This window comes from Chitinophaga sp. RCC_12, assembly GCF_041360695.1.
In the GTDB taxonomy this organism is placed as follows: Bacteria; Bacteroidota; Bacteroidia; order Chitinophagales; family Chitinophagaceae; genus Chitinophaga.
The window spans coordinates 117,318-138,274 of the sequence record NZ_JBFUPS010000005.1 but is presented as its reverse complement, the minus strand read 5'-3'; the positions used below and the strand labels follow the sequence as shown (position 1 = coordinate 138,274).

Below are 20,957 nucleotides of genomic sequence, written 5' to 3'. Positions count from 1 at the left end.
GCATTCATAGTGCATGGGGAGTGCATCAGTAGTCCATGGGGAGTGCATGCTAACCGTATTGAAAGCGCATGGATACTCCATGATATACGCAAGGCTGAAGCATGGGAGAGGTATCCGTGGGGTAACTGTTACACCTGTCTTTCAAAAGGGATCAATTTTTCAAGCAGTAACCGCTCCCGCAGTTTATCCGCGTATTGATGTGCAAATTTTTCTTTCTCATCCTTAGGCAATTGCAGGTAGATCTCTTCCCCCTTTTCCTGATCCTCCGCAAATGGTTTTACCACTTGCAGATGATGTACATAGTGCCCAAATTCATGAAGCAATGTTCTGTATAGTTGGGTGCTTCTAACATGATCAGCTTCCAGCAATGCAGTATAATTTCTTTTGCTTTCTGTAAAGTTATGCCCGTCGCGGCGAAGCCTTGCCAGCTCCTGCTGATCATCAGGGTCCAGCTTGCGCGACCATTTCAATTTGCTGTTATAGTCAGCGGCTTCCAGTATAACTGCCGGATAAAAGTCGTCCTCAAACTCATAAGCGTAAATAAGCCGGCCCCAAACCGGTGAAAGTATGGCTTCTTTTCTTTTGGGCTGGCGTAATACAATGAGCTTTAAGCTGCCATAGTCAGCGGGAGAGATATAGCTAAGCATCCTTTCGACATCCTTTACGGTACAGGCATGTCGGAAAGACGCCGTATTCTTTTCAATAACAAAAAGAAAAGTATGTCCATTAATAACCCGCTCCTGCTTTTCATATGTTCCCAGGCGCTCGTAAAATATCCTGAAGTCTTTGTTACCATCTGGTATAACCAGCTTATTTTGCTGGCCATGGCCTTGTTTGGCAGTACCAATGTTCCTGTTTCTCCGGGTTGGATTACGCACAAATTTATTTTCTCCGAAGATATAAAATCACCGGATCATATTCCGCTACAAAAACCTACTTAAACATCTCCCAAATCACCTCCCCGATATTCCCACTGGGCACCTGGATATTCAGCAACGCCGCCACGGTGGGTGCTATATCCGTCATACCGGTGGTACGGTAGGTACTCCCCGGCTTTATCCCCCAGCCCATCCATACAAGCGGGATATGCGCATCATAAGGATACCATAAGCCGTGTGTGGCGCCACTTCGGCCGCCATCTTTCCAGCCGGCCTGCATGAGCAGGATCACATCACCACCACGCTGCTTATTGTAACCATTTATCAGCATGGTGCGTAAAGGCTCATGCAATGCAGCCGTACCAAGATCGTGCAAACTAACGGCATCGGCTATACCGGGAGTTGCCTTTAGTTTTTCTATGACTAATGCTATAACCTGTTGCAACGGAATGTTCCGCGCCGCAAAGGCGGAGCGGTCGAGGTATAACTGGTAGGCCGATAAAGCTACGACGCCTTTTGCTACGCCAAATTGTTCGGCAATAGCGGTATTAATATCCTTCAATACAATGTCGGCATCCAGCAGACCGGTGGGCAGCCGGTGTTCTTCGAGGAAGCCGGGCGACTGCGACACGCCGTGATCAGCGGTGATAAAATAGAGGTAGTTACCTTTGCCGAATCTTTTATCAAGATAGGTAAAGAATGCTTCGAGGTCTTTATCAAGACGCAGGTATAGATCTTCTTCTTCGATAGAATTAGGTCCAAACTGATGCCCTACGGCGTCGGGAGAAGAAAAGCTCACCGCAAGAAAATCTGTTTCCGTACCGGCGCCAAGGCCATAACCTTCTATAGCTGCTTTGGCAAAGGCAAAAGTAAGGGTGTTGCCGTAAGGAGTGGTGCGTATGGAATTCTTTTCCCTGCCGGTGAAAGCGTGTGGAAACACCGGCGCCGTTTCATGACCAAATGATTTTTCATAGTCTTTATTGTCCGCATCACTTTGTGTATAGGTGGTGATGCGATATAGTGTTTCCCAGCCTTTTGCCAGGTATTTCACGGGCAACTGTTGTTCATTGAAACGCTGCGCCCATTCCGGCAATGCTTTCATGTAATAGCTGCTTGAAATAAAGTTACCCGACCTGCCATCATACCAGAAAGCTGCATTGGCCGTATGACCTGCAGGAAGAATAGAGGCCCTGTCTTTCAATGCAACGCCTACCACCTTGCTTTTGAAATTGGTCGCCAGCCGCAGCTCGTCTGTAACAGTAGATACCAGCAGATTGCGGGGCGACATATTCCCTGCTTTCCCTTCTGCTCCCACCGTGGTTTCGGTGCTATCTTCCGTGCAATACACGGATCGCTGCAATGCGCGGCTGTACCAGTCGTTGTCCACGATGCCATGCACCGCCGGGCTGCTGCCGGTATACACCGATGTATGCCCGCAGGCCGTTACCGTAGGCGCGTAATTGATGTAGGTTTGCTCACATTTAAAACCCTCGCGCAATAAGCGCTTAAAGCCGCCATTCCCATACCTCGCGGCATACCGGTACAGGTAGTCCCAACGCATCTGGTCTACCATCATGCCCACTACAATCCGTGGTTTGGATGCGGGCGCCTGCGCTGCTGCGGTAGCCGCCAGCAACACCAGGATACCCGCTGCATAAAGTCGTTGTATCTGTTTCATATTTTAAATCAGTCCAGTATTTTCAGGTAACGTGCCATCCAATAAGGCAGCAAATATTCATCCCCCGCCAGTTCGGATTCACCATTACCGCCACCATCCAGGGTAAAGGCGTTGGCATTATGACGATGCACCGGCTGTTCATCCAGCGGCAGCAACACTTCCGTGTACTGATGCCGGAAATTAGGCGGAAGCAGCGTAATGTCTTTACGGTTCGAATTGGTAACCTTCCAGGTGATCAGGTCCATCGGGAAAGTTTGCAGCCACCAGGTAGTAGCCGGTGCGTCGTAATCACCCGAGGTAGCCAGTGCAATAAGATTCCATACGGCATTCTTCTCCGGTTGCTCCACTTCCCAGTGATTGCGGATAGCGCCTTTATACTGCGCCCTCAACTCATCTGTGAAGGCGTATTTATACAGCACCCAGTAAGTAAGAAAGGCCATCTCATCATCAGAATGATTCCAGTCGCCCATGCCCATATCAATTCCCTGGTGCAGGTATCCCGGTGTTGGTTTGATAGTGCGGTAGTCGATCTGTATATTTTTCAGATAGCCGTGCCTGTTAAGCAGCTTATAGGCTTCTGTTTTATATTTTTCTTTGCCGGTTAACTGATACGCCAATTGCAAACCCGCAATGATAGTGGTGCTGCCCAATCGCCGGTCGCCAATGGTAGTCGGGTACCAGTTGATGTACTCCGGGTTCCAGCGCGCCCACAGTGTGGGCTTGTTGTCGATGTCCACCATTGTATACTTATGATCCACAATATGCGTCATGATCTTATCAATAAAAGCAGTGACCCGCTTCTTTTCATCCGGTGTTTCCGCCACCATTTCATTCAATATTGCCGTGATCCAGATATAGGCTACATACTCATCGCTGCTGGTATGACCTTTCCACTCCCATTCAGGATCGGGAGAATCACGCCATCTTTCAGGATCAGAATTTTTATATCCTTTTCTTTCAAATGTCCTGGAAGGAAAACCTGTTAACTGGTTGATGGATAAAATTCTTTCAAAGGCTTCAAAAGCTTCCCAGGCATATCTTTTAGCCAATGAATCGTGGGTAACCGCGTACCGGAAAGCCTGACTGCCGAGATAAAAACTGCTCCATAAACCATCATTGTCCGTATCTGCCATTTCAGCTGATCCTACATCTCCCGGCGGGTTCAGGTGAAGGTTGGCAATGAAGCCATAGCGGATGTGCCGCTCGCGGATCTTACGCTCAAAGTAGGCCGCTTTCTGCGCCAGTGTTTGTTGTATAAAAGCAATTTTATTAAGACCGGTACCGGTGAGTACATACACATCCCCGTGACTGTCGGCAGCCATACTTTTTACCATATCCTGATCCAGCCATCGTTTGGAGGCGAAGTAGCGATAAGTACCGGAATCAGTGCGCATAAAAGCGCCGGCGCCGGTACCAGCCCAGATATGTCCATTCGTCACCAGCAGTTCATTAATAACGGGTACGGGCACACGTGTTTGCAACGACATACTCGTATCGCCGGTATTGCGGTTAATACCATAGTAGCCATTCGCCGTACCAAGAAGGATATCATTTCCTTTGAAAGCCATGGCAGTAGCATCTTTCACCGTATGCACCACCACAAAACGCTGCTCCTTCAGCGCATACACTGCCTTATTGGTTAAGATAAAGAATGTACCTCCGTTGGCTTCCATCCGTTGCACACCCTCCGGGATCAGCGGCAGCTCCTGCAGTTTTCCATTGTTGCCAATGGCTAATGCATCCTTGCCGGACAACAGCATACGACCGGCAGCATCTACCGCCACCCGGTTAAATTTCCCCTGCGGGAGATTAATATACGGGATGCCCGCATAACCATTGGTCAGGCATTTATCTGCATAGAGATAATACAAATGACCGCTCCCTTCCCGCGTGGTAACATCCACGGGGATCTTCTGTGCCAGTGGGCGGAAGCGCAGATCGCGCACGAGGTCGTTTCCGCTGAGCCGATAAAAGCCTTGCTTCGTAAGCACCTGCACGTTATCGTTATAGTCGGTGATTACTTTAATCAGCTCCAGTCCCTGCGGAACGTAGTACTTAACGGAAACCGCCTGTATAAAAGGCTGATCAGACGCGGCACGGGCGGAGCACGACAGTAGCACAGCTGCTGCCAGGAAAGCTATTTTCTTCATCCCAATAATAATTTTATAATTTAATGAGCCACACTTCTGCAACCCTTGAATGTTGTCGCCAGTTTAAATGTTCTTCATTGATATCATCCCATGTCAGCAGCAGTGTACCGCTTTTGCTGATCTCAGCAGGTATGGGGAATTCTTTTATCTCTCCTGTTCCTTTGTTATAAAGAGATGGTTTCAGCAATACGCCATTCGCCCGCAGCAGGCTTTCGCCATAACCTGTTATTCTTACCACGTAATGCGCGGTAGTATCCAGGTGATCATAACGCATGGCAGCAGGCCAGCGCAGGCTCACCATCCACGACAACCGCTTGCGGCTGTAACCACTTTCCCACCAGTCGAAACCCGGCGTATCACTGCGGCGCATCAGCGGATCGGTGTGCAGGTCTTCCTTCCGGACTACATGTGGCGATTTCGATACATTGCCAATATCATCGTAGCAACTGCCCGGCCCCGGGTTTTCCCATCTCCCCAAAGTATCCAGCGCCTTACGCTGCTCAGCTAAAGGAAGTGTTTTAATATAACGGAACTTATCTTCCAGCCACCAGCGATTATTCAACGGGCGGTCCAGGAAATCCAGTACCGCCCCGCGTTCCGGCCCGGCGGCTTTATACTTTGCCACACTGGTTTGCAGGGATACCGATTTATACAGGTCGTCGCACAACGCCACAATACGATCCCGCCATTGCGGCTTTACTTTTTTATCTGCCTGTTGCAATATCCTTTCCGCGTTAGCTATCTCATTACCCTTATGTTCCAGCAAGGTGCGGTTTACCTCCGCTTCCAGCGCAGCTTCCCGGATGGCACGCTCACGGGTATACGCATCATAGTACGCCCTCAGCAAACACATCTGCCAGCGCCAATTACCAGCCAACTCTCCGTGTAGCCGTTCCTGTTGTTGCCACAGTGTAAGCGTGGCTGTTATACCGCCGTTATCCGCTACCGGTCCTTCCCAGTTCTTTTCCAGTGCCAGGATCCCGTCTGCTATTAATTCCGGTGAGGCAGAAGGAAAAAAGTAATTGGCATACTGGATCATCATCTCCCGCACATCGGCCCTACTATTCCAGCCCAGCATGCTCCAGAGCATCTTATTAATATCGTCATGCGCGCCGTCGGAGTAGCTGATAAAGCCATCCATATCAGGCGCAATAAAACGGTAAATGTTTGCATAATATACCGGCTGCGGATTCACCGGCTCACGGCCAAGGGTAAACGCAAATGCCGGGTCCCACCACACTACGGGATAATCGCAGCGAACCGTGTGGGTAATATCCGGGTAATGACGGATCTTGTACTGCGGCGGTAAAGCGGCCCTGGTATCTTCCAGCGAAGGACTGGAGGGCCCTACTACAATACCTCCTAACCACACAGGTTTACGTTGATGGATATACGAATAAACGAAAGCGCACTCCGTGGAATCGTAGCCTTGCAGCGACAACCAGATGGCGGCTTGCGGATGATACTGTTTTAACGGAACCGCCAACTCCTCCAGCAACGGCAGCACCAGCTGCGGCGCATTGTTGCCGGGATCTCCGCCAGGAAAAAATACAGCATCCAGCCGCACTGCCTCGCGGAACAGCGTATCAAACTGCATCAGGAAATGATGCCGCTTGATAGTATCCTTCAGGTCAAACGTAGCGGGTGTCCACACCGAAAAATCCAGGTCGTATTTTTTACAGTACCCGCTGATCCGGCGGGTCATCTCGTTGGAAGAAACGGTGAAATGCGGCGACGCCGGCATAAACGGAATCGCTTCTATACTGTTGGCTCCGAAGATGGCGAGGTCACGGATATACTGTTCATATTGTTCCGGTGTCCATCCGTCGTAGGAGTTAGCCAGGTTGCGGTACCCGATCTGGTGACCGCGGATGCCTTTCTCTGGCGTGGCATCTACATTTATCTGCTCCGGCAACACCACCGCCTTTTGGCGGTATTCCATAATACGCAGCAAATAGCCGGCGCCATACAACAAACCACGGGAGCCATCGCCCTCTACGAGAATGGTACGGCCTGTTCTACGGATATGATACGACTCCGGTGCACATGGCTTTGTCTGGAAGATGATCACCACGCCATTTTCAGGAGCCTGCGCCGTGATGGGCCATACCAGGCCGGTACGGCGTTTCACTTCTTCCTGTAGTACCTGCGCGGCAACCTGCTTATCTTTTGATACAATGGTTACGGGTTGTGATACAGACCCGGCACAAAGTTGCGGAATGAAAAATAATATGATCAGGAATCCTCTCATTATTTCATAAACTGATGATTGTAAAAAGGAATAGCAGGACGGTTATTTCATTGTATTCTTCAGAAGATTTTCTCCGTTGGTTTGTTTCTGCAGGTCAAAAGCATCATACAACTCGCCGGTAGCTGTATAGGCGCGGAAAGATACCACCGCGGGCTTAACATCCACTACCTGGAACAGCTGTGTATAAGAATCCGTCCGGGTCATCCACGGCTGCGGATCTATCTCCGACATTTTGGGTCCGCTTACAGACACAACGTATACCGGTCCCTTGTTGCCGTCGCGTCCACGGGCGTAAGTATGGTCATGTCCCTGCAACACCAGGTCCACTTTATACCGGTCGAACAGCGGCTTAAAGTTTTCCCGCAGCCGTTCGTTGTTGCGACTTTTCTTGGTCGACAGTACCGGGTGATGGAACGTGATGGCCGTCCACCGGTTGGGATTATTTTTCAGCAGCTGTTCCAGCCATACCTTTTGACGGGCCAGCAACGTATCGGATATTTCCACTTCCTGCGAGTTCAGTGAAATAAAACGCATGCCCTGCACATCGGTATAGTAGCAGGTTTCCTCCAATCCGGCCGGGCCGTTTTCCGGTAAGGTAAACTGCGGCCGCCAGAAAGCAGAAGGCACATCCTGGCCTGCGGCGTTTTCATAGTATTCGTGGTTACCGGTCGTCATCATACCGGGCACCGTGCTGTGAATAAAACCACCCGCTTCAAACCACTGCTGCCATTCGTTGTTATTATTGCCCCTGTTCACCAGGTCGCCCGCATGAATGATGAGGCGTGCATCCGGCGCCATGGACCAGGCTTTCCGGATAGTTCTTGACCACATGGAAAAAATATTCGCCTGCGCATCTCCCAGGTAAATAAACGAAAAGGGTTCACCCGGCAATCCTGCTGTACGGAAAGCAAACCATTCGCTCCAGTCGTTCTCCTGCCCTACGCGGTACACGTAATTGGTATTGGGTTGGAGGTGATCGAAAGTAAAGTGATGATACCGCACCGGTAAGGAATCTGCGAAAGGCGGCGTGGTAACAGCCGTATACCGTGTAGCCGTTGCCGTGAAACGCGGATCGGCAGTTGCCGGCGCCAGCTCTGCATAGCTAACCGCTGCCGCCTCCCCCGTTCTCCAGGTAACCGCCGCTGAGCGGGAAGGGTCGGCTGTTACATTTAATACAATCCTGTCGGGCCGCAAACGCTGGGCGTATACTTGTTGTAAAAAGCAGGTGGCCAGCAGCCACCCGCTTATCAATATTTTCTTCATAGCTTTTACTTCAGGTACCACATCAGCGTGGTTTGTTTATCTGCTCCAAATACAGTGAGTGCTTTCTGGTATTGGTCTTCATTGGTATCTCTTTCGCCGGTAGGATAAATATACCGTTTAGGCAGCACCGTAGTAGATGCCATTGGGCCGAGTACAAACTTAGGCAGGCCCGTGCGGCGGTTATCAAACCATGCCTCAGCGCCTTTCAGGAAACCGGCAATCCACTTCTGGCCAATGAGTTGTTCCAGGGTACCATTGTATTTTACAGAAGCCTGGTTGAAGTAGCCGGCATCAATAGCAGCCTGCTCTACGCCATAGAATTTCATGTTGGCATGGATGCCATCATAATACAGGCTTTCCGCTGTTTTGCCCGGCACCGTTACTTTGCCTGCCTGCACGCATTCAGCGAGGATAAAGCAAACTTCTGCATAGGTAAGCATGCTGCCCCTCAGCATAGCACCATTAGGGCTGCTGAACAAAGAAGAAAGGCGGGAAATATGATACTTACCACCATTGTAATCGTAAGGTGCAGGAATCGCATTAGGTACGCCCACATAAGGATTCGGGTTGGTTGTCCCTCCTGTCAGCGAATCCACCCGCGCGATCCAAACTTTCAGGCGGGGATCATTGCGCTGTACTAAAGCATCTACAATTTCTTTGCTGGGTTTGCGCTTATCAAATTCATCAAAGGAACTTCCCAGCGGGCTACCCGGCCAGCTATTGGCACTCACGGTACCCTGGTAAATGATTTCAGCGTTATCTGCGTTACTTTCAAAAATGGGGTATTTGTTGTTATCGTTCAGGATCTCCTGCATTTCCGTAAAGGCAGTGGGATATTTCTTGGAAATGCGTAACAGCATCCGCAAACGGAGCGAATTGGCAAACTTGCGCCAGTTCAACGGTTCTCCCTTGTACATCACATCTGCTAATGTATCTATCTTATTGGTAACGGAAGACAGCTCATCATTTGCTTCTTTCAACGTTTGCAATAAAGCAGGGTATACCGTTTGCTGCGGATCATATTTCGGATGGGCCAGTGTTTGAGTTTTCAATAGCAACGCTTCACTATAAGGAATGTCACCAAACAAATCAGTGGTATAGGCAAAATTAAAAGCTTCCAGCACCTTGCCCACAGATACATACTGCGGTGCATTCAGCTTCTTTGCCAGGTCCATCATCTCCCGGTTGGCCGACAGCTTTGAATAGTAACTATCCCAACTTTGAGGACCCCAGTCGAACTTATCATTTCCCTCATTACGCACCATGGTGATATAACGGCCGGCAGAAGCAGGTTTATCGAAGTAAGCCTCCTTCTGGTAATCATAAGCGGTGTTAATCAACACGGAGGATAACAGGAATTCCGGATTGATCACTTCCGATTCATTCGGGTTCACATTGATATCTTCCAGTCCTTTTTCGCAGGAAGCAAAGAGGACGCCGAAGACCAGTATCAGGTATTTAAAAGGCATGCGTTGCATAACCATATAATTATTGGTTTAGAAATTGAAACCTACCTTAGCGCCATATGAACGGGTGTAAGGCAATCCCCAGCTCGCTACTCCCGGGGAGAAACTACCATTGGAGATCGTCATCGCCGTTTCCGGATCGTAACCCTGTTCTGCAGCGGTCCAGGTGAAGAGGTTACGTGCAATCAGTGATACGCTCAGGTTGCCCAGTGGCAGCTTGCCCAGTGTTTTCTTTGAAAAGGTATAGGTAAGTGATGCTTCCCTGAGCTTTACATAGCTGGCATCGAAAGTAGACCGGCCGGCATAGTCCCAGTAATATTCACCATAATAGTTTTCGGGATCTGTAACATTATCATTGAGCTTGTACTTGCCATTCCCGTCATCTATATAACCGAAAAGGATCATGCCATCTGTACGGTTGTTGCCATCCGCATCTTTCCAGGCGAGGCCACCGGTTTTCGGATCACGGCCGGGGATAGTGGTTTGTGTGCGGCCATCGCTCAACAGGTTCTTTGCCACATAAGAGAAGAAGTTACCGCCCTGGCGCCAGTCGATCAGTACATTCAGGGTAAATCCTTTGTAGGTAAAGGTGTTATTAATACCCAGCATAAAGTCAGGATTATAGTTCCCTATCTTCACATACTCATTTAACTGCTGGTAACCACCTTCACTACTCAATAAAGGCTGTCCCTTAAATTCACCATCCGGTACAGTAGCCCAGGTTTGTGCATACATGTCTCCCATTTCAGCACCTTCTTCTACCAGGAACCGGATACCTTCTGCACTGCCTAACTGGTAGCTGTTCAAGCCATCTATCAGCTTCAGCACTTTATTACGGTTACGGGTATAGTTTAATTGCAGATCCCAGCGGAACGGTCCTGCTACCGGTGTTGCATTTAACCCGATCTCAATACCTTTGTTCCTGATCCTACCAGCGTTGGTCACCATGTTGGAATACCCGGTGGCCATTGTTACCGGTATTTTGATGATCTGATTACGGTTTACGGTGTTATAATAAGTAAAGTCGATGCCGATTCTTCCTTTCAGGAAACGAACGTCTGCACCAAATTCATGCGAGGTAGCAATCAGTGGCTTCAGCCGGTTATTTTTCAACACGTTGCTGATATTCGCCAGTTTTGTTTTGTCCCAGTCCTGGCCAAAGCTGAAGGTGTTGTACAAATTATAAGGATCTGTATCGCCACCCACCTGTGCCCAGTTAGCGCGGATCTTTGCAAAAGACAACACATCCGATTTAATGCCCAGCATATCAGATACAATCAGGCTCAGTGAAGCCGAAGGGTAGAAATAGGAATTGTTGCCGGCGGGCAATGTGCTGGACCAGTCGTTACGTGCAGTCAGATCAAGAAATGCATAATTGCGGAAGCTCACCTGCCCCATGCCATACACGCTGTTGATACGTTTGGTATACCTGCCGGAAGTATTTACTACCGAACCGGCTTTGGCATTGGCAATATTGTACAAGCCGGGAATCACCAGTGCTTCTGATTTCTGGCTTGAGCCTTTAGTGATTTGATTCATACGGTTGGCGCCTGCGGAAACAGATACAAAGAAATCTGAGTTGATATTCTTCTTATAGCTTAACAGGAAGTCGGTATTCTGTTCCCTGAAAAATTCTGTTTCAAAAGCATACGCGCCGGTTGGATTCTTTATCGCACTGAAAGGCCGTTTACTTTCACGGGTTTCAGAATAAAGATCCATGCCGGTACGACCCATGAGCGAGAGGTCTTTCGTGATCTGGATATTCAGTTCCACGTTGCCTGTCATACGGTCACGGTCAAACCCGTTGATAAATTCGTATGCCACGAGGTAAGGGTTATCGGTAGATCCAGGCACATGTGAAAACTGCTCCAATCCTTCTTTACCGGGCAGCCAGTAGTTGCGCAGCTGCCTTATGTCCACGTTAGGCGTGGTGGTATATACAATGTTGCTCACGCTTCCCCGGTTAAAGGTAGGCCGGTTGCCGCTGCTGTTTTTCGTATAGCCGATATTGGTACTCACCTTGATGTTGGAATTCAAATTATATCCTGCTGCAAGGTTGAGCGTATTTCTTTTCAGGTCGGTATTGGGAATGATGCCTTCATTTTTCAGGTTGGTAAACGACAACCGGAAGTTACCATCCTTGTTATTACCGGTGATGGCAATGTTGTTGGTGAAGGTAGATCCGGTGCGGAAGAAATCCTTATGCCGGTCGGGGTAAGATACCCAGTCGGTAGGAATGGGCTGTCCGTTCGCATCCAAAGGACTATTCCATTGTACGTGTTTGGTGCCTGTGTTCAGTCGCGGTCCCCAGGAAGCGTCAGAAATAGTTTCATCAGAACCTTCGCGGTCGCCGGAACCAAATTCATTCTGGAATTTCGGGAACAGCCAGGGCTGATCAAACATCGCGCTGGAGTTAACGGAAACGCCTAATCCTTTTGTAGTACCTGAGCCGGATTTGGTAGTGATGAGGATCACGCCGTTGATAGCACGGGAGCCATATAAAGCGGAAGCGCTGGCGCCTTTCAGTACCGAGATGCTGGCAATATCATCGGGGTTGATATCCGAGATGGTGCTGCCATAATCCACTACTACCTGTCCTACGGGCTGTTTAGGATTACGCACCGCCGGTGCAATAGGAATACCATCTACTACATACAACGGTTGGTTATAGCCTTCCAGGCTGCTCTGCCCGCGGATGGTAACCAGCGAGGTACCGCCCGGGTCGGAGCTGGTGCTTCTTACGTTTACACCGGTTACTTTACCGGCTAAAGCGTTCGCAATGTTTACTTCTTTTACCGTGCTCACCTGGTCGCCTTTCAGCGTGGCGATGGAGTAACCGAGCGCTTTCTCCTGGCGTTTAATACCAAGCGCGGTAACTACCACATCATCCAGACTGCGTATGGTAGCCACCAGCTGTACCTGCAGTGTACCGCTGCCGGCCACCGTTTCCTTTGATTGATAGCCTACGGAACGGAATACCAAAACGGCATTGCTGCCGGCTACTTTGATGGTAAACTGTCCGTCTACGTTAGTGGCCGTGCCATTGGATGTGCCTTTTTCATGCACGCTTACACCGGGAAGGGCTACACCGCTTTCATCGGTTACCATGCCTTTTACGGTTACTTCCTGCATTTTTGTGGCGCCTGTTTCTCCGCCGGCAGGGCGGATCGCATAATCATGGTCGCTTAATTTTACCGCCTGCAAACCCAGTGGTGTAAGCACTTTCGTTAGCTGTGCTTCCAGGTTGCTGTTGGTAACACGGAGTTGTTTCCCCGCAACAAATTTATCCGCCACTTGTGTGGGCGAATAATTAAAGCTGATGTTAAACCTTGTTTCGAGGTTGGTCAGCATTTGCCGGAGTGGGATGGTTCCTGCTTCCCCCGGAGTATCTCCGCTTCTTACCATTAATTGCTGTGCGCTGGTTTCGGTGTTCAGCAGCAGCAACAACAACAGCATCGCTCTCCAGGGAGCATAAAGCTTCGTAAAGCTCTTTTGCATAACTGTAAATTTTAAAAACCTTATTCAAAAATGATGACTGAATTATCTTGTTTCATTTTCAGCTGATGCACGGTAGCTATAGCTTTCAACAACATCGGGGGATCATCAGCAGGCACAGAGCCGGTGAATAACAGGCTTTCCATTTTCTTATTCCTGAACTGAATCTTATAACCATATATATCTTCCAGTTGCTGCGCAACGCTTGCCAGCGGCGTATCCCTGAACAGGAGCCGGCGTTGCTTCCAGGCGGTGAGCTGCACGGGATCTGCCTGCAGCCGGTGATGTTCTCCCGGTGTAAAAGACATCATATCGCCGGGTTTCATATCCAGGCTGTCGTTCACCACAATCTTCCCTTCTTCCAGCAATACCTTCACCTGATCATGACGGTGATATACATTAAAGGCGGTTCCTTTTACTTCAATAGTTACCTGCGGCATCAATACCCGGAATTTAGGATGCAGCCCGGCGGGAGATTTAGACACATTAAAATAGGCCTCGCCATCGAGCGTTACGGCCCTTACATTTTCCTTTGTCCATTTGCGGGGATAAGAAACAGATGAATTGGCATTCAGCTGTACAACAGAGCCATCGGGCAGTTGCAGGGTTTTGGTTTCACCAAAGCCGGTTTGAACAAAAATGTTTTCAACGGATGGCTCACTTCCCTGTGCATACCATATGCCGGCAAACAGCAGCACAGCAGCAGCGGCAGCCAGTGCGTAGTACCACGGCCTGCGGACAACTACGTTATTTTTTTTAATAACGGGTTCGTCCAGCAACAGGTCTATCCGGGCTTTCACAGCCTCCATTTCTTCCATGCTTACTTCGTTGGTACGGAACCGTAGTGCCAGCACCAATGCGCGGGCATCCTGCAACACGGCCTCCTTCTCCGGGTGTACCGCTATCCAGCTTTCCCAGAAAGCCGCAGCAGTATCCTCCAGCACCCAGGCACGGAATAAGTCATCCGCAGCAAAATCTGCTGCCTCAAATTCACTATAGTTCATAAAAAAAACACCTTGTACAATAGTAAGAGACGCGGATGCGGAAAATACCCTCACGGAAATGGAACTTTTTCCGCGGATTTTGTCTTTCTCAGGATTACACTGATTTTACGGATTAATTTGATTTTACTTTTTGGATTTTTTTGGATTTTTTGATTTAATAGCAAAGGGAGATATAAGCGACTGTATACGCTTATATCTCCCTCTCTCCTTTATAAAATCATAAAAAATCCAAAAAGTAAAATCAAATTAATCCGTAAAATCAGTGTAATCCTGAGAAAGACAAAATTCGCGCCGCGGCCTCGTCCTGTGCGAGCAGCTCCTTTAATTCGGCGATAGCCCGGTAGATGAGGGTGCGGGCATACTTTACTTCTTTCAATACCATGATGTCGGCGATTTCCTCGTAGGAAAGGCCTTCGTAGAAGCGCAGGTATACGGCTTCCTTTTGGCGGAGGGTGAGGGCGTTTAGTTTTTGTTGCAGCAACCGGGTGGTGTTTTCACTATGCTGCCGGTTGATGAGGATACTTTCCGGGGAGAGCTCCAGGGCGAAAGTAGAGGCGGCGCCTTCGTCGAGACTTGCAGGGCCGTGGGCCGACTTGTCGAGGTACCTGAATAGCTTTCTCCTGGCGGATACCATCAGGTAGCTTTTCAGGCTGACAGGAAGCGAAAGACCGGCCCTTTGCGCAAATAACTGCGAGAAGAAGTCCTGCAACATATCCTTTACCAGCGCCCGGTCTGTTGTAAACCGGATACAGTACCGGAACAGCAACGGGAAGTAGCGCCGGTATATTTCTCCGAAGGCGTCCCGGTCTCCGCTACAGAGCCGGACCCACAGGAGCTGTTCATCTTGCTGAGGATTGTATGGGCTGCTTGACATCTATTGTGTGAATTAGCATAAGGATCTTTCTCTAAACTACACATTGGCCGGTTGCCGTCATAACTTCCTGTCAGAAATAACATCGATTTAATGTGAGGGCAAAGGCGCCGACACCACTTCCCGGATCTGTAAACGCTCGCACCAGCCTTTAAAATCACGGTAAATCTGCTGCAAGGTTTCCTTCTGCTCCGGCGTCAGCTCCAGCGCATGCGCGCGGCTGATGGTGCGCACCGGGATGCCCCTTAACTGCAGAAAATATTTTGCGCTCAGCGGGTAGGCTACGTGGATCAGCGGGTCTACTCTTTGTAACTCCGATTGTATCCAATGTACATCTTCCTGCCGGCTTTCATCATTTACATGATTACAGAGCCATACCAGTATTTCAGGATAAAAATTTCCGGAGATAGACGACATGCCAGCTGCTCCCATTTGCATGGAGGCTACCGCATTAGGCGTATGGGCGTCGTAGAATTCCAGCCGGCTTCCCGCTGTCACGGCCAGTTTGGCGCGCACGTTTTCCACCTTGCAGGAAGTATCTTTATGATAGATGAGGCGGTTGGTAGCCAGTAAGGTTTGCAGGATCTCCGGTGTAATCACCCGTTTATAAGGCGCCGGGCATTCGTATAGTCCTAAGGGTATATTGCCGGTGAGGGAAAACAATTCCTCAAATCTTTGCAGCAGTACGGCATCCGGTTCGTCTACGTTCGCAAAGTGCCCGGTGATCATGATCACGGAATCCACACCGGTGTCATAGATCTTTTGTGTAAACAGCGCCTTGTCTTTGATCGTAAGGCCAAAGGACCCGGTAGCCACTACCGGCACACGGCCATTAACATACTGCACTACGTGGCGGGTGAGCTCCAGTCGCTCATCCTCGCTGATACTGTACATTTCGGACGACAGGCAATTGGCGAAAAAGCCCTTTACGCCGGCATCCAGATAAAAATCTACCAGGTGCTCCACCATGTCATGGTCAATCTGCGCTTTCAGATTAAAAGGGGTGATCATCACCGGTACAAATTTCTTTTGCATAACAAACGGGTTTAAATAATCAGGAAGTTTTAAAGCGTTGCAGCCGCGATAGCAGCATACCCGCCAGGAATATTGATAAAGTTCCCACCACGATGATCATATGCGCATGCAACGGGCTGCGCAGACCGACTAACCCGGCGGGGAGATACTTTGATAACGACATCCACAGGATTACTACAATACCAATGATGGTAGCGGTAACCGCTATGGCATTTTTTGTTTTGGAGATAATGCCCAGCAAAAACAATCCCAGCATACCTCCCGCAAATATGCCGGACAACTCCCACCACATGTCCAGGATGCTCTTTACACCGATCATTGAAATACCAAAACCAATAGCCATCAAACCCGATAAGGTAGTGGCGATATACAACACCCGCATCTCCTTTGCAGGCGTGATTTCCGGATCAACATACCGCTGATAAATATCTTTCAGAAAAACAGTAGCCGTGCTGTTCATACCACTGCTGACCGTACTCATTGCCGCAGAAAGAATCGCTGCTACGATTAAACCCATGAGTCCTTTCGGCACTTTGGTAACCATAAACCAGGGCAATACCTTATCGCCGTAATCGGCTGGCTGCAGCGATGCAACCGGTACCTGCCTTTCCGCCGCCACCTGCTGTTTCAGCGCCAGCAGCAGTTCCGGGTGCTGTTGCGCATACGCATACAAGGCTGTGCCAATAAAAAAGAACACCATGCTCACCGGCACATACCAATACACACAAAGCCATATACTGCGCGACGCTTCTTTTTCTGAACGGGCAGTATGGTAGCGCTGCACATAGTTCTGGTCCATACCAAAATTATTCAGGTTAATAAAAAAGCCATACAGGAACACCACCCAGAAAGTAGACGTGCTGAAATCCCGCAGGGAAAAACTTCCCAGTGAAAATTTCCCGTCTGCCATTCCTATCTTCCAGATATCCTTCACCCCATCATTCATGCCTGTAATCACCAGCCAGAGGATCACTACGGCGCCGGCAGTTTTCACAATACCCTGCAGTACTTCCGTCCATATCACCGCTTCCATACCTCCCAACACGGTATATATAATGATGCATATCCCTGTAACGGTCATGATAGTACGCATTTCAAGTCCCGTAAGCGCCTGTAGTGCCAGCGCTACCCCAAAAAAGATAGAGCCCATCCGCGCAAGCTGCATCAGGATAAAACAAACCATCGCATAGGTTCTGGCCCATGGGCCAAACCGGTGTTCCAGGTGCGTGTATGCACTCACTTCCCCGCTGCGGCGGTAAAACGGCACAAAATATTTTGCTGCAATAAAAGCAGCCAGCGGCATAGATAAACTGAATACAAAAGCATTCCAGTTACTGCCAAATGATTTCCCCGGCACGCCGAGAAAAGTATTACTGCTTAAAAACGTGGCATACAACGAAAGCCCCAAAGCCCAGCCCGGTATAGTTCCGGACGCCGTGGTAAATTGTGCCGCATTCCTGTTTTTCCGTGAAAACCATACCCCCACTCCAATCATACATAGCAGGTAAATGGCAATTACAGCCAGATCAATTATTGGCAGTTGGTGCATAATGAATCTCCGATTGGTCGATAAAACCAGTTCAATACGTGGATAAAAAAATTACAGTCGTTACACGAAGATTACTAATTTTTATGGATCAAACAATGTTGAATGTTATGAAAAGAATAGCTTAAATTACTATTGAGATGAACAACCTGGCCGCCAACACACCGACCACCTGGAACTTACCGGACCACCTGAAACGCAAGCTGGAAAAGCATCCGCTTGGTAGAAACCTTTTTATCACCACCATTGGGCTCTATCCTGAAAATGCTGCCCTGGAAATCAGTGAACCAAAGGGCGCACCGGTGTATACCTTATTATATGTAACACATGGAAAAGGATGGCTGGAAACGGGGAAAAAGAAAGTGACTATCAAACCCAATCAATACCTGCTTTTTCCAAAAGGCGCCGCCTTCCGCTCCGGTCCTGCTGAAGGGGAACCGTGGCGGATCTATGCCGTGCAGTTTTCCGGCAAGCTGGCAGACGACATATACAGCTACCTGGGCACCGGCCTGAAACCGCATACTATACCACCTCTCGTAGGACGCAATGCACAGTTCGATGATATCCTCCATCATCTCGACCTCATGAATAATATAGAGAACCTGCTGTACGCCAATTTCCGCTTCTATAGTTTCCTTGGCACTTTCCGGCTCACGGTTTTCAATTATATGAAGAAGGGCGCAGATAATATTATTGAACAATGTATCCAGCTCATGAAACAAAAGCTGGACCAGCACCTCACCCTGGCCGACCTCTCCAGGGAAACCTGTATTTCCGCATCGTACCTGTCGGCCCTCTTTAAAGAAAAAACACGCTACTCTCCCATCCAGCTGTTCACCTCCCTGCGGATGCAGAAGGCCAGCCAGCTGCTGAAAGATACCCGTTTGACCGTAAAAGAAATTGCGCAGGAAATGGGCTACCCGGATCAATACACGTTTTCCAGGTCGTTTAAACTGATCATGGGGGTATCCCCAAAAAAATTCAGGGATAAGGGCTGAATGATATTACCCAATTGTTAAGCAGTGGGAAGCAGTGAGGGATATGGCGTTTCAAAACGAATATATAGAAGGAACGAAATTCCTTCCATCATTTAATACCAAACACTCATGCGCTTTTTTATCCCCCGTTATCTGTTTCTTGTACTGCCTGTATACTGCCTGTTTACAGGCGCGTGTAAAAAAGATAAGCCTGCAACACCCCAAAAATCGCCTAAGTATGAACTGGTGACGGGTACCTGGAAACAACAGGACATCGTGCTGGCAGTAGCCGTTAAATTGAATAAACAGAACATTCCAGCAGGCACCAGCATCATTGCATTGGCGCCCCTGCTCGGCCCTGGCGGCGCCCTGTTCACCTGTACCGTGAATAACACCTACCAGTTTAACGGCGACGGCTCCTTTGCGATTGATGGCTGCACCACGCTGATCCTGCCTGTTGCCGGCAACAGCGGCACCTGGGACCTGGACGTACACGATTCGGTGTTAAAACTCATTTCTGCCAAAGGAGAAAATGATCCGCACTGGATTGAAAATATCAGCAGCACCAACCTGGATCTTTCCCTTACGGTAACGATCCCCGGTGTAGCGACTATACCTCTAATATTAAAATTAAAGAAATAAACGAACCGCGGAGATATCGCATGCTATTGTTGAAAATAACAATAATATAATCGGTAATTCCTTGTATCTTGTTTAGACTGATCAGATATTTGCTGGCAATTATGGAAAGTATTGTACAGGATATTATCAATGGGAATATCGGAAGTTTTAAGATGGTATACCAACAGTACCACACAAAACTTTACTTCTACGTTCTGAAATGTACACACTCCGTTTACATAGCGGAAGAAACTGTGCAACTTACTTTCATACTCCTCTGGGAAAAGCGGGAACGATTGTCTACCAGCTTTAATATCTCCACACAGATTTTTCGTATAGGCAAAAGCGTAATGACCGACCTCCTTCGCAAACAACAGGTGCGCGACCGCCATACGCAAACATTGGTAAGGGATAACACCAACTGGCATGTGGAAACAGATATCTCTGTAAAGGAAGAACTGAAGCGCGTATATAACAGTATAGAACAACTATCCCCCATCCGGAAAAATGTTTTTAAACTCAGCCGCTTTGAAGGTCTCCCGCATAAAGAAATTGCCAGGCAGTTATCCATCTCCCCTAAAACAGTTGAAAACCACATTGTACGGGCGATCCGCCAGTTAAAGAATTCCCTGCTGCTACTGCTGTTCCTGCTGATCTGTTAACTAAATGTGACGCAGTGAGGGATTTACCGTTTTCAAACGAATACATACTATGAAGCATTCAGTAACACTTATTGAAAAGTTTCTCCGGGATGAATGCAATGAAGCCGAGAAGCAATGGGTAAAAGCATACATTGCGCAGCATCCGGAGGCTTTACAACCTTACTTAACGGAAGAAAGCTGGCATTCCTTCCAGCCAGGTGAGCTATTGCCGGAAGCGGTTTCCGGTAAAATGATGACGGTAATTGAAGGGCAGACTTTTCAGAAGAAGCAGGTAAACAGGCGCTGGTATGCAGCGGCAGCAGCCGTTGTGCTCATTATTTCCGGCGGACTGCTATGGACGATATTACGCCCGTTGCCTATCAACAAAACAATGGCGGTAAAACCCGTGCAAACAAATACCGCTCCCGCAACAGCATTACGTACCGTAATGAACAACACCGGTAAAACAATGCCGCTGCAGCTGAGCGATGGCAGCGTTGTAGAACTGGCCCCGCAAAGCGAAGTGAAATACCAGGAGCCGTTCACCGGCAACCGCAGGGATGTTTATTTAAAAGGACAGGCCCTGTTCCATGTAACCGGAAATAAAGAGCAGCCATTCACCGTATATGCAGGCCAGCTTGGCACCACCGCATTAGGTACGGTTTTCAAAATAACGGCGTGGGACCGGAAAGCGATCACACAAGTTCAACTGATCAGCGGCAAGGTAGTAGTGAAACCGGATCATGCAGCAGGCGTTTACCTGCGCCCCGGCCAGGCACTGCGCTACGACCGTCAAAAAATGCTGGTAACCGTGAATGATGTCATCAAAAAAGATAAAATACCTTCACGCATAAACGAAATTATTACTTTCAGCAATGAACCGCTGACAGGCGTTTTCAGGCAGATGTCTGAAAAACACCACGTCAGCATCCAATATACAGCCAGCGGCCTTACAGGCATGAATTTCACCGGAACATTCGACAGTAGCAAAGAAACACTAAAAGAGTTCCTGACAACTATTGGTACGTTAAATAATCTTACTATTAATCAGAAAGATGATGTTATCTACATAGTACAATAA

Annotated in this window: 15 protein-coding genes; 4 read left to right on the top strand and 11 right to left on the bottom strand. The window is 48.7% G+C overall.

Going from position 1 to position 20,957, the window contains the following annotated elements; genetic code table 11:
• Window positions 1-128 precede the first annotated feature (128 nt).
• The 11 genes from AB6805_RS16395 to AB6805_RS16345 all read right to left on the bottom strand — a co-directional run bounded on the left by AB6805_RS16395 (window position 129) and on the right by AB6805_RS16345 (window position 17,640).
• On the bottom strand, window positions 129-878 hold the full coding sequence (locus AB6805_RS16395) for a hypothetical protein (RefSeq protein WP_370910515.1): 750 nt from the start codon (window positions 876-878) through the stop codon (window positions 129-131).
• Between the two features lie 55 nt (window positions 879-933).
• Window positions 934-2,556 (bottom strand): alkaline phosphatase PafA, encoded by a 1,623-nt coding sequence (gene pafA, locus AB6805_RS16390; protein ID WP_370910514.1) that lies wholly within the window; start codon window positions 2,554-2,556, stop codon window positions 934-936.
• Window positions 2,557-2,564: 8 nt separating this feature from the next.
• Window positions 2,565-4,706, bottom strand: coding sequence for a hypothetical protein (locus AB6805_RS16385; RefSeq protein WP_370910513.1), 2,142 nt, complete (start codon window positions 4,704-4,706; stop codon window positions 2,565-2,567).
• A gap of 13 nt (window positions 4,707-4,719) precedes the next feature.
• Window positions 4,720-6,957 carry a glycoside hydrolase family 20 zincin-like fold domain-containing protein gene (locus tag AB6805_RS16380; RefSeq protein ID WP_370910512.1) on the bottom strand — a complete coding sequence of 746 codons (2,238 nt, stop codon included), beginning with the start codon at window positions 6,955-6,957 and terminating at the stop codon, window positions 4,720-4,722.
• Between the two features lie 42 nt (window positions 6,958-6,999).
• Entirely contained in the window at window positions 7,000-8,220 is a 1,221-nt protein-coding gene (locus AB6805_RS16375; RefSeq protein WP_370910511.1) for a fibronectin type III domain-containing protein, read from the bottom strand.
• Window positions 8,221-8,225: 5 nt separating this feature from the next.
• Complete coding sequence (locus AB6805_RS16370) at window positions 8,226-9,704, bottom strand: SusD/RagB family nutrient-binding outer membrane lipoprotein (protein ID WP_370910510.1); 1,479 nt, start codon at window positions 9,702-9,704, stop codon at window positions 8,226-8,228.
• 12 nt (window positions 9,705-9,716) lie between these two features.
• Window positions 9,717-13,184: a SusC/RagA family TonB-linked outer membrane protein gene (locus AB6805_RS16365; RefSeq protein ID WP_370910509.1), complete on the bottom strand. Its 3,468-nt coding sequence runs from the start codon at window positions 13,182-13,184 to the stop codon at window positions 9,717-9,719.
• Window positions 13,185-13,204: 20 nt separating this feature from the next.
• Window positions 13,205-14,185: a FecR family protein gene (locus AB6805_RS16360; protein ID WP_370910508.1), complete on the bottom strand. Its 981-nt coding sequence runs from the start codon at window positions 14,183-14,185 to the stop codon at window positions 13,205-13,207.
• A gap of 259 nt (window positions 14,186-14,444) precedes the next feature.
• Window positions 14,445-15,059 (bottom strand): RNA polymerase sigma factor, encoded by a 615-nt coding sequence (locus tag AB6805_RS16355; RefSeq protein ID WP_370910507.1) that lies wholly within the window; start codon window positions 15,057-15,059, stop codon window positions 14,445-14,447.
• A gap of 87 nt (window positions 15,060-15,146) precedes the next feature.
• Window positions 15,147-16,091, bottom strand: coding sequence for a dihydrodipicolinate synthase family protein (locus AB6805_RS16350; RefSeq protein WP_370910506.1), 945 nt, complete (start codon window positions 16,089-16,091; stop codon window positions 15,147-15,149).
• Between the two features lie 19 nt (window positions 16,092-16,110).
• Window positions 16,111-17,640 carry a sodium:solute symporter gene (locus AB6805_RS16345; RefSeq protein ID WP_370910505.1) on the bottom strand — a complete coding sequence of 510 codons (1,530 nt, stop codon included), beginning with the start codon at window positions 17,638-17,640 and terminating at the stop codon, window positions 16,111-16,113.
• 137 nt (window positions 17,641-17,777) lie between these two features.
• Here AB6805_RS16345 and AB6805_RS16340 point away from each other — a divergent pair, with 137 nt between their 5' ends.
• The 4 genes from AB6805_RS16340 (at window position 17,778) to AB6805_RS16325 (ending at window position 20,957) form a co-directional block, all read left to right on the top strand.
• The gene (locus tag AB6805_RS16340; protein ID WP_370910504.1) at window positions 17,778-18,635 is read left to right on the top strand and encodes an AraC family transcriptional regulator; all 858 of its coding nucleotides are present in this window, start codon (window positions 17,778-17,780) and stop codon (window positions 18,633-18,635) included.
• Between the two features lie 108 nt (window positions 18,636-18,743).
• A complete protein-coding gene (locus AB6805_RS16335) occupies window positions 18,744-19,256 on the top strand; it encodes a hypothetical protein (RefSeq protein WP_370910503.1) in 513 nt (170 codons plus the stop codon).
• 101 nt (window positions 19,257-19,357) lie between these two features.
• On the top strand, window positions 19,358-19,897 hold the full coding sequence (locus tag AB6805_RS16330; protein ID WP_370910502.1) for a sigma-70 family RNA polymerase sigma factor: 540 nt from the start codon (window positions 19,358-19,360) through the stop codon (window positions 19,895-19,897).
• A gap of 49 nt (window positions 19,898-19,946) precedes the next feature.
• Window positions 19,947-20,957, top strand: a complete 1,011-nt coding sequence (locus tag AB6805_RS16325; RefSeq protein ID WP_370910501.1) for a FecR family protein — start codon at window positions 19,947-19,949, stop codon at window positions 20,955-20,957.

What these genes read in the sequence shown, in the direction of transcription:
- AB6805_RS16380 (WP_370910512.1), bottom strand. Translation starts at nt 6,957, where the DNA reads ATGAGAGGATTCCTGATCATATTATTTTTCATTCCGCAACTTTGTGCC.
- AB6805_RS16330 (WP_370910502.1), top strand. Translation starts at nt 19,358, where the DNA reads ATGGAAAGTATTGTACAGGATATTATCAATGGGAATATCGGAAGTTTT.
- AB6805_RS16345 (WP_370910505.1), bottom strand. Translation starts at nt 17,640, where the DNA reads ATGCACCAACTGCCAATAATTGATCTGGCTGTAATTGCCATTTACCTG.
- AB6805_RS16385 (WP_370910513.1), bottom strand. Translation starts at nt 4,706, where the DNA reads ATGAAGAAAATAGCTTTCCTGGCAGCAGCTGTGCTACTGTCGTGCTCC.
- AB6805_RS16375 (WP_370910511.1), bottom strand. Translation starts at nt 8,220, where the DNA reads ATGAAGAAAATATTGATAAGCGGGTGGCTGCTGGCCACCTGCTTTTTA.
- AB6805_RS16325 (WP_370910501.1), top strand. Translation starts at nt 19,947, where the DNA reads ATGAAGCATTCAGTAACACTTATTGAAAAGTTTCTCCGGGATGAATGC.
- pafA (WP_370910514.1), bottom strand. Translation starts at nt 2,556, where the DNA reads ATGAAACAGATACAACGACTTTATGCAGCGGGTATCCTGGTGTTGCTG.
- AB6805_RS16365 (WP_370910509.1), bottom strand. Translation starts at nt 13,184, where the DNA reads ATGCAAAAGAGCTTTACGAAGCTTTATGCTCCCTGGAGAGCGATGCTG.
- AB6805_RS16360 (WP_370910508.1), bottom strand. Translation starts at nt 14,185, where the DNA reads ATGAACTATAGTGAATTTGAGGCAGCAGATTTTGCTGCGGATGACTTA.
- AB6805_RS16355 (WP_370910507.1), bottom strand. Translation starts at nt 15,059, where the DNA reads ATGTCAAGCAGCCCATACAATCCTCAGCAAGATGAACAGCTCCTGTGG.
- AB6805_RS16370 (WP_370910510.1), bottom strand. Translation starts at nt 9,704, where the DNA reads ATGGTTATGCAACGCATGCCTTTTAAATACCTGATACTGGTCTTCGGC.
- AB6805_RS16340 (WP_370910504.1), top strand. Translation starts at nt 17,778, where the DNA reads ATGAACAACCTGGCCGCCAACACACCGACCACCTGGAACTTACCGGAC.
- AB6805_RS16350 (WP_370910506.1), bottom strand. Translation starts at nt 16,091, where the DNA reads ATGCAAAAGAAATTTGTACCGGTGATGATCACCCCTTTTAATCTGAAA.
- AB6805_RS16335 (WP_370910503.1), top strand. Translation starts at nt 18,744, where the DNA reads ATGCGCTTTTTTATCCCCCGTTATCTGTTTCTTGTACTGCCTGTATAC.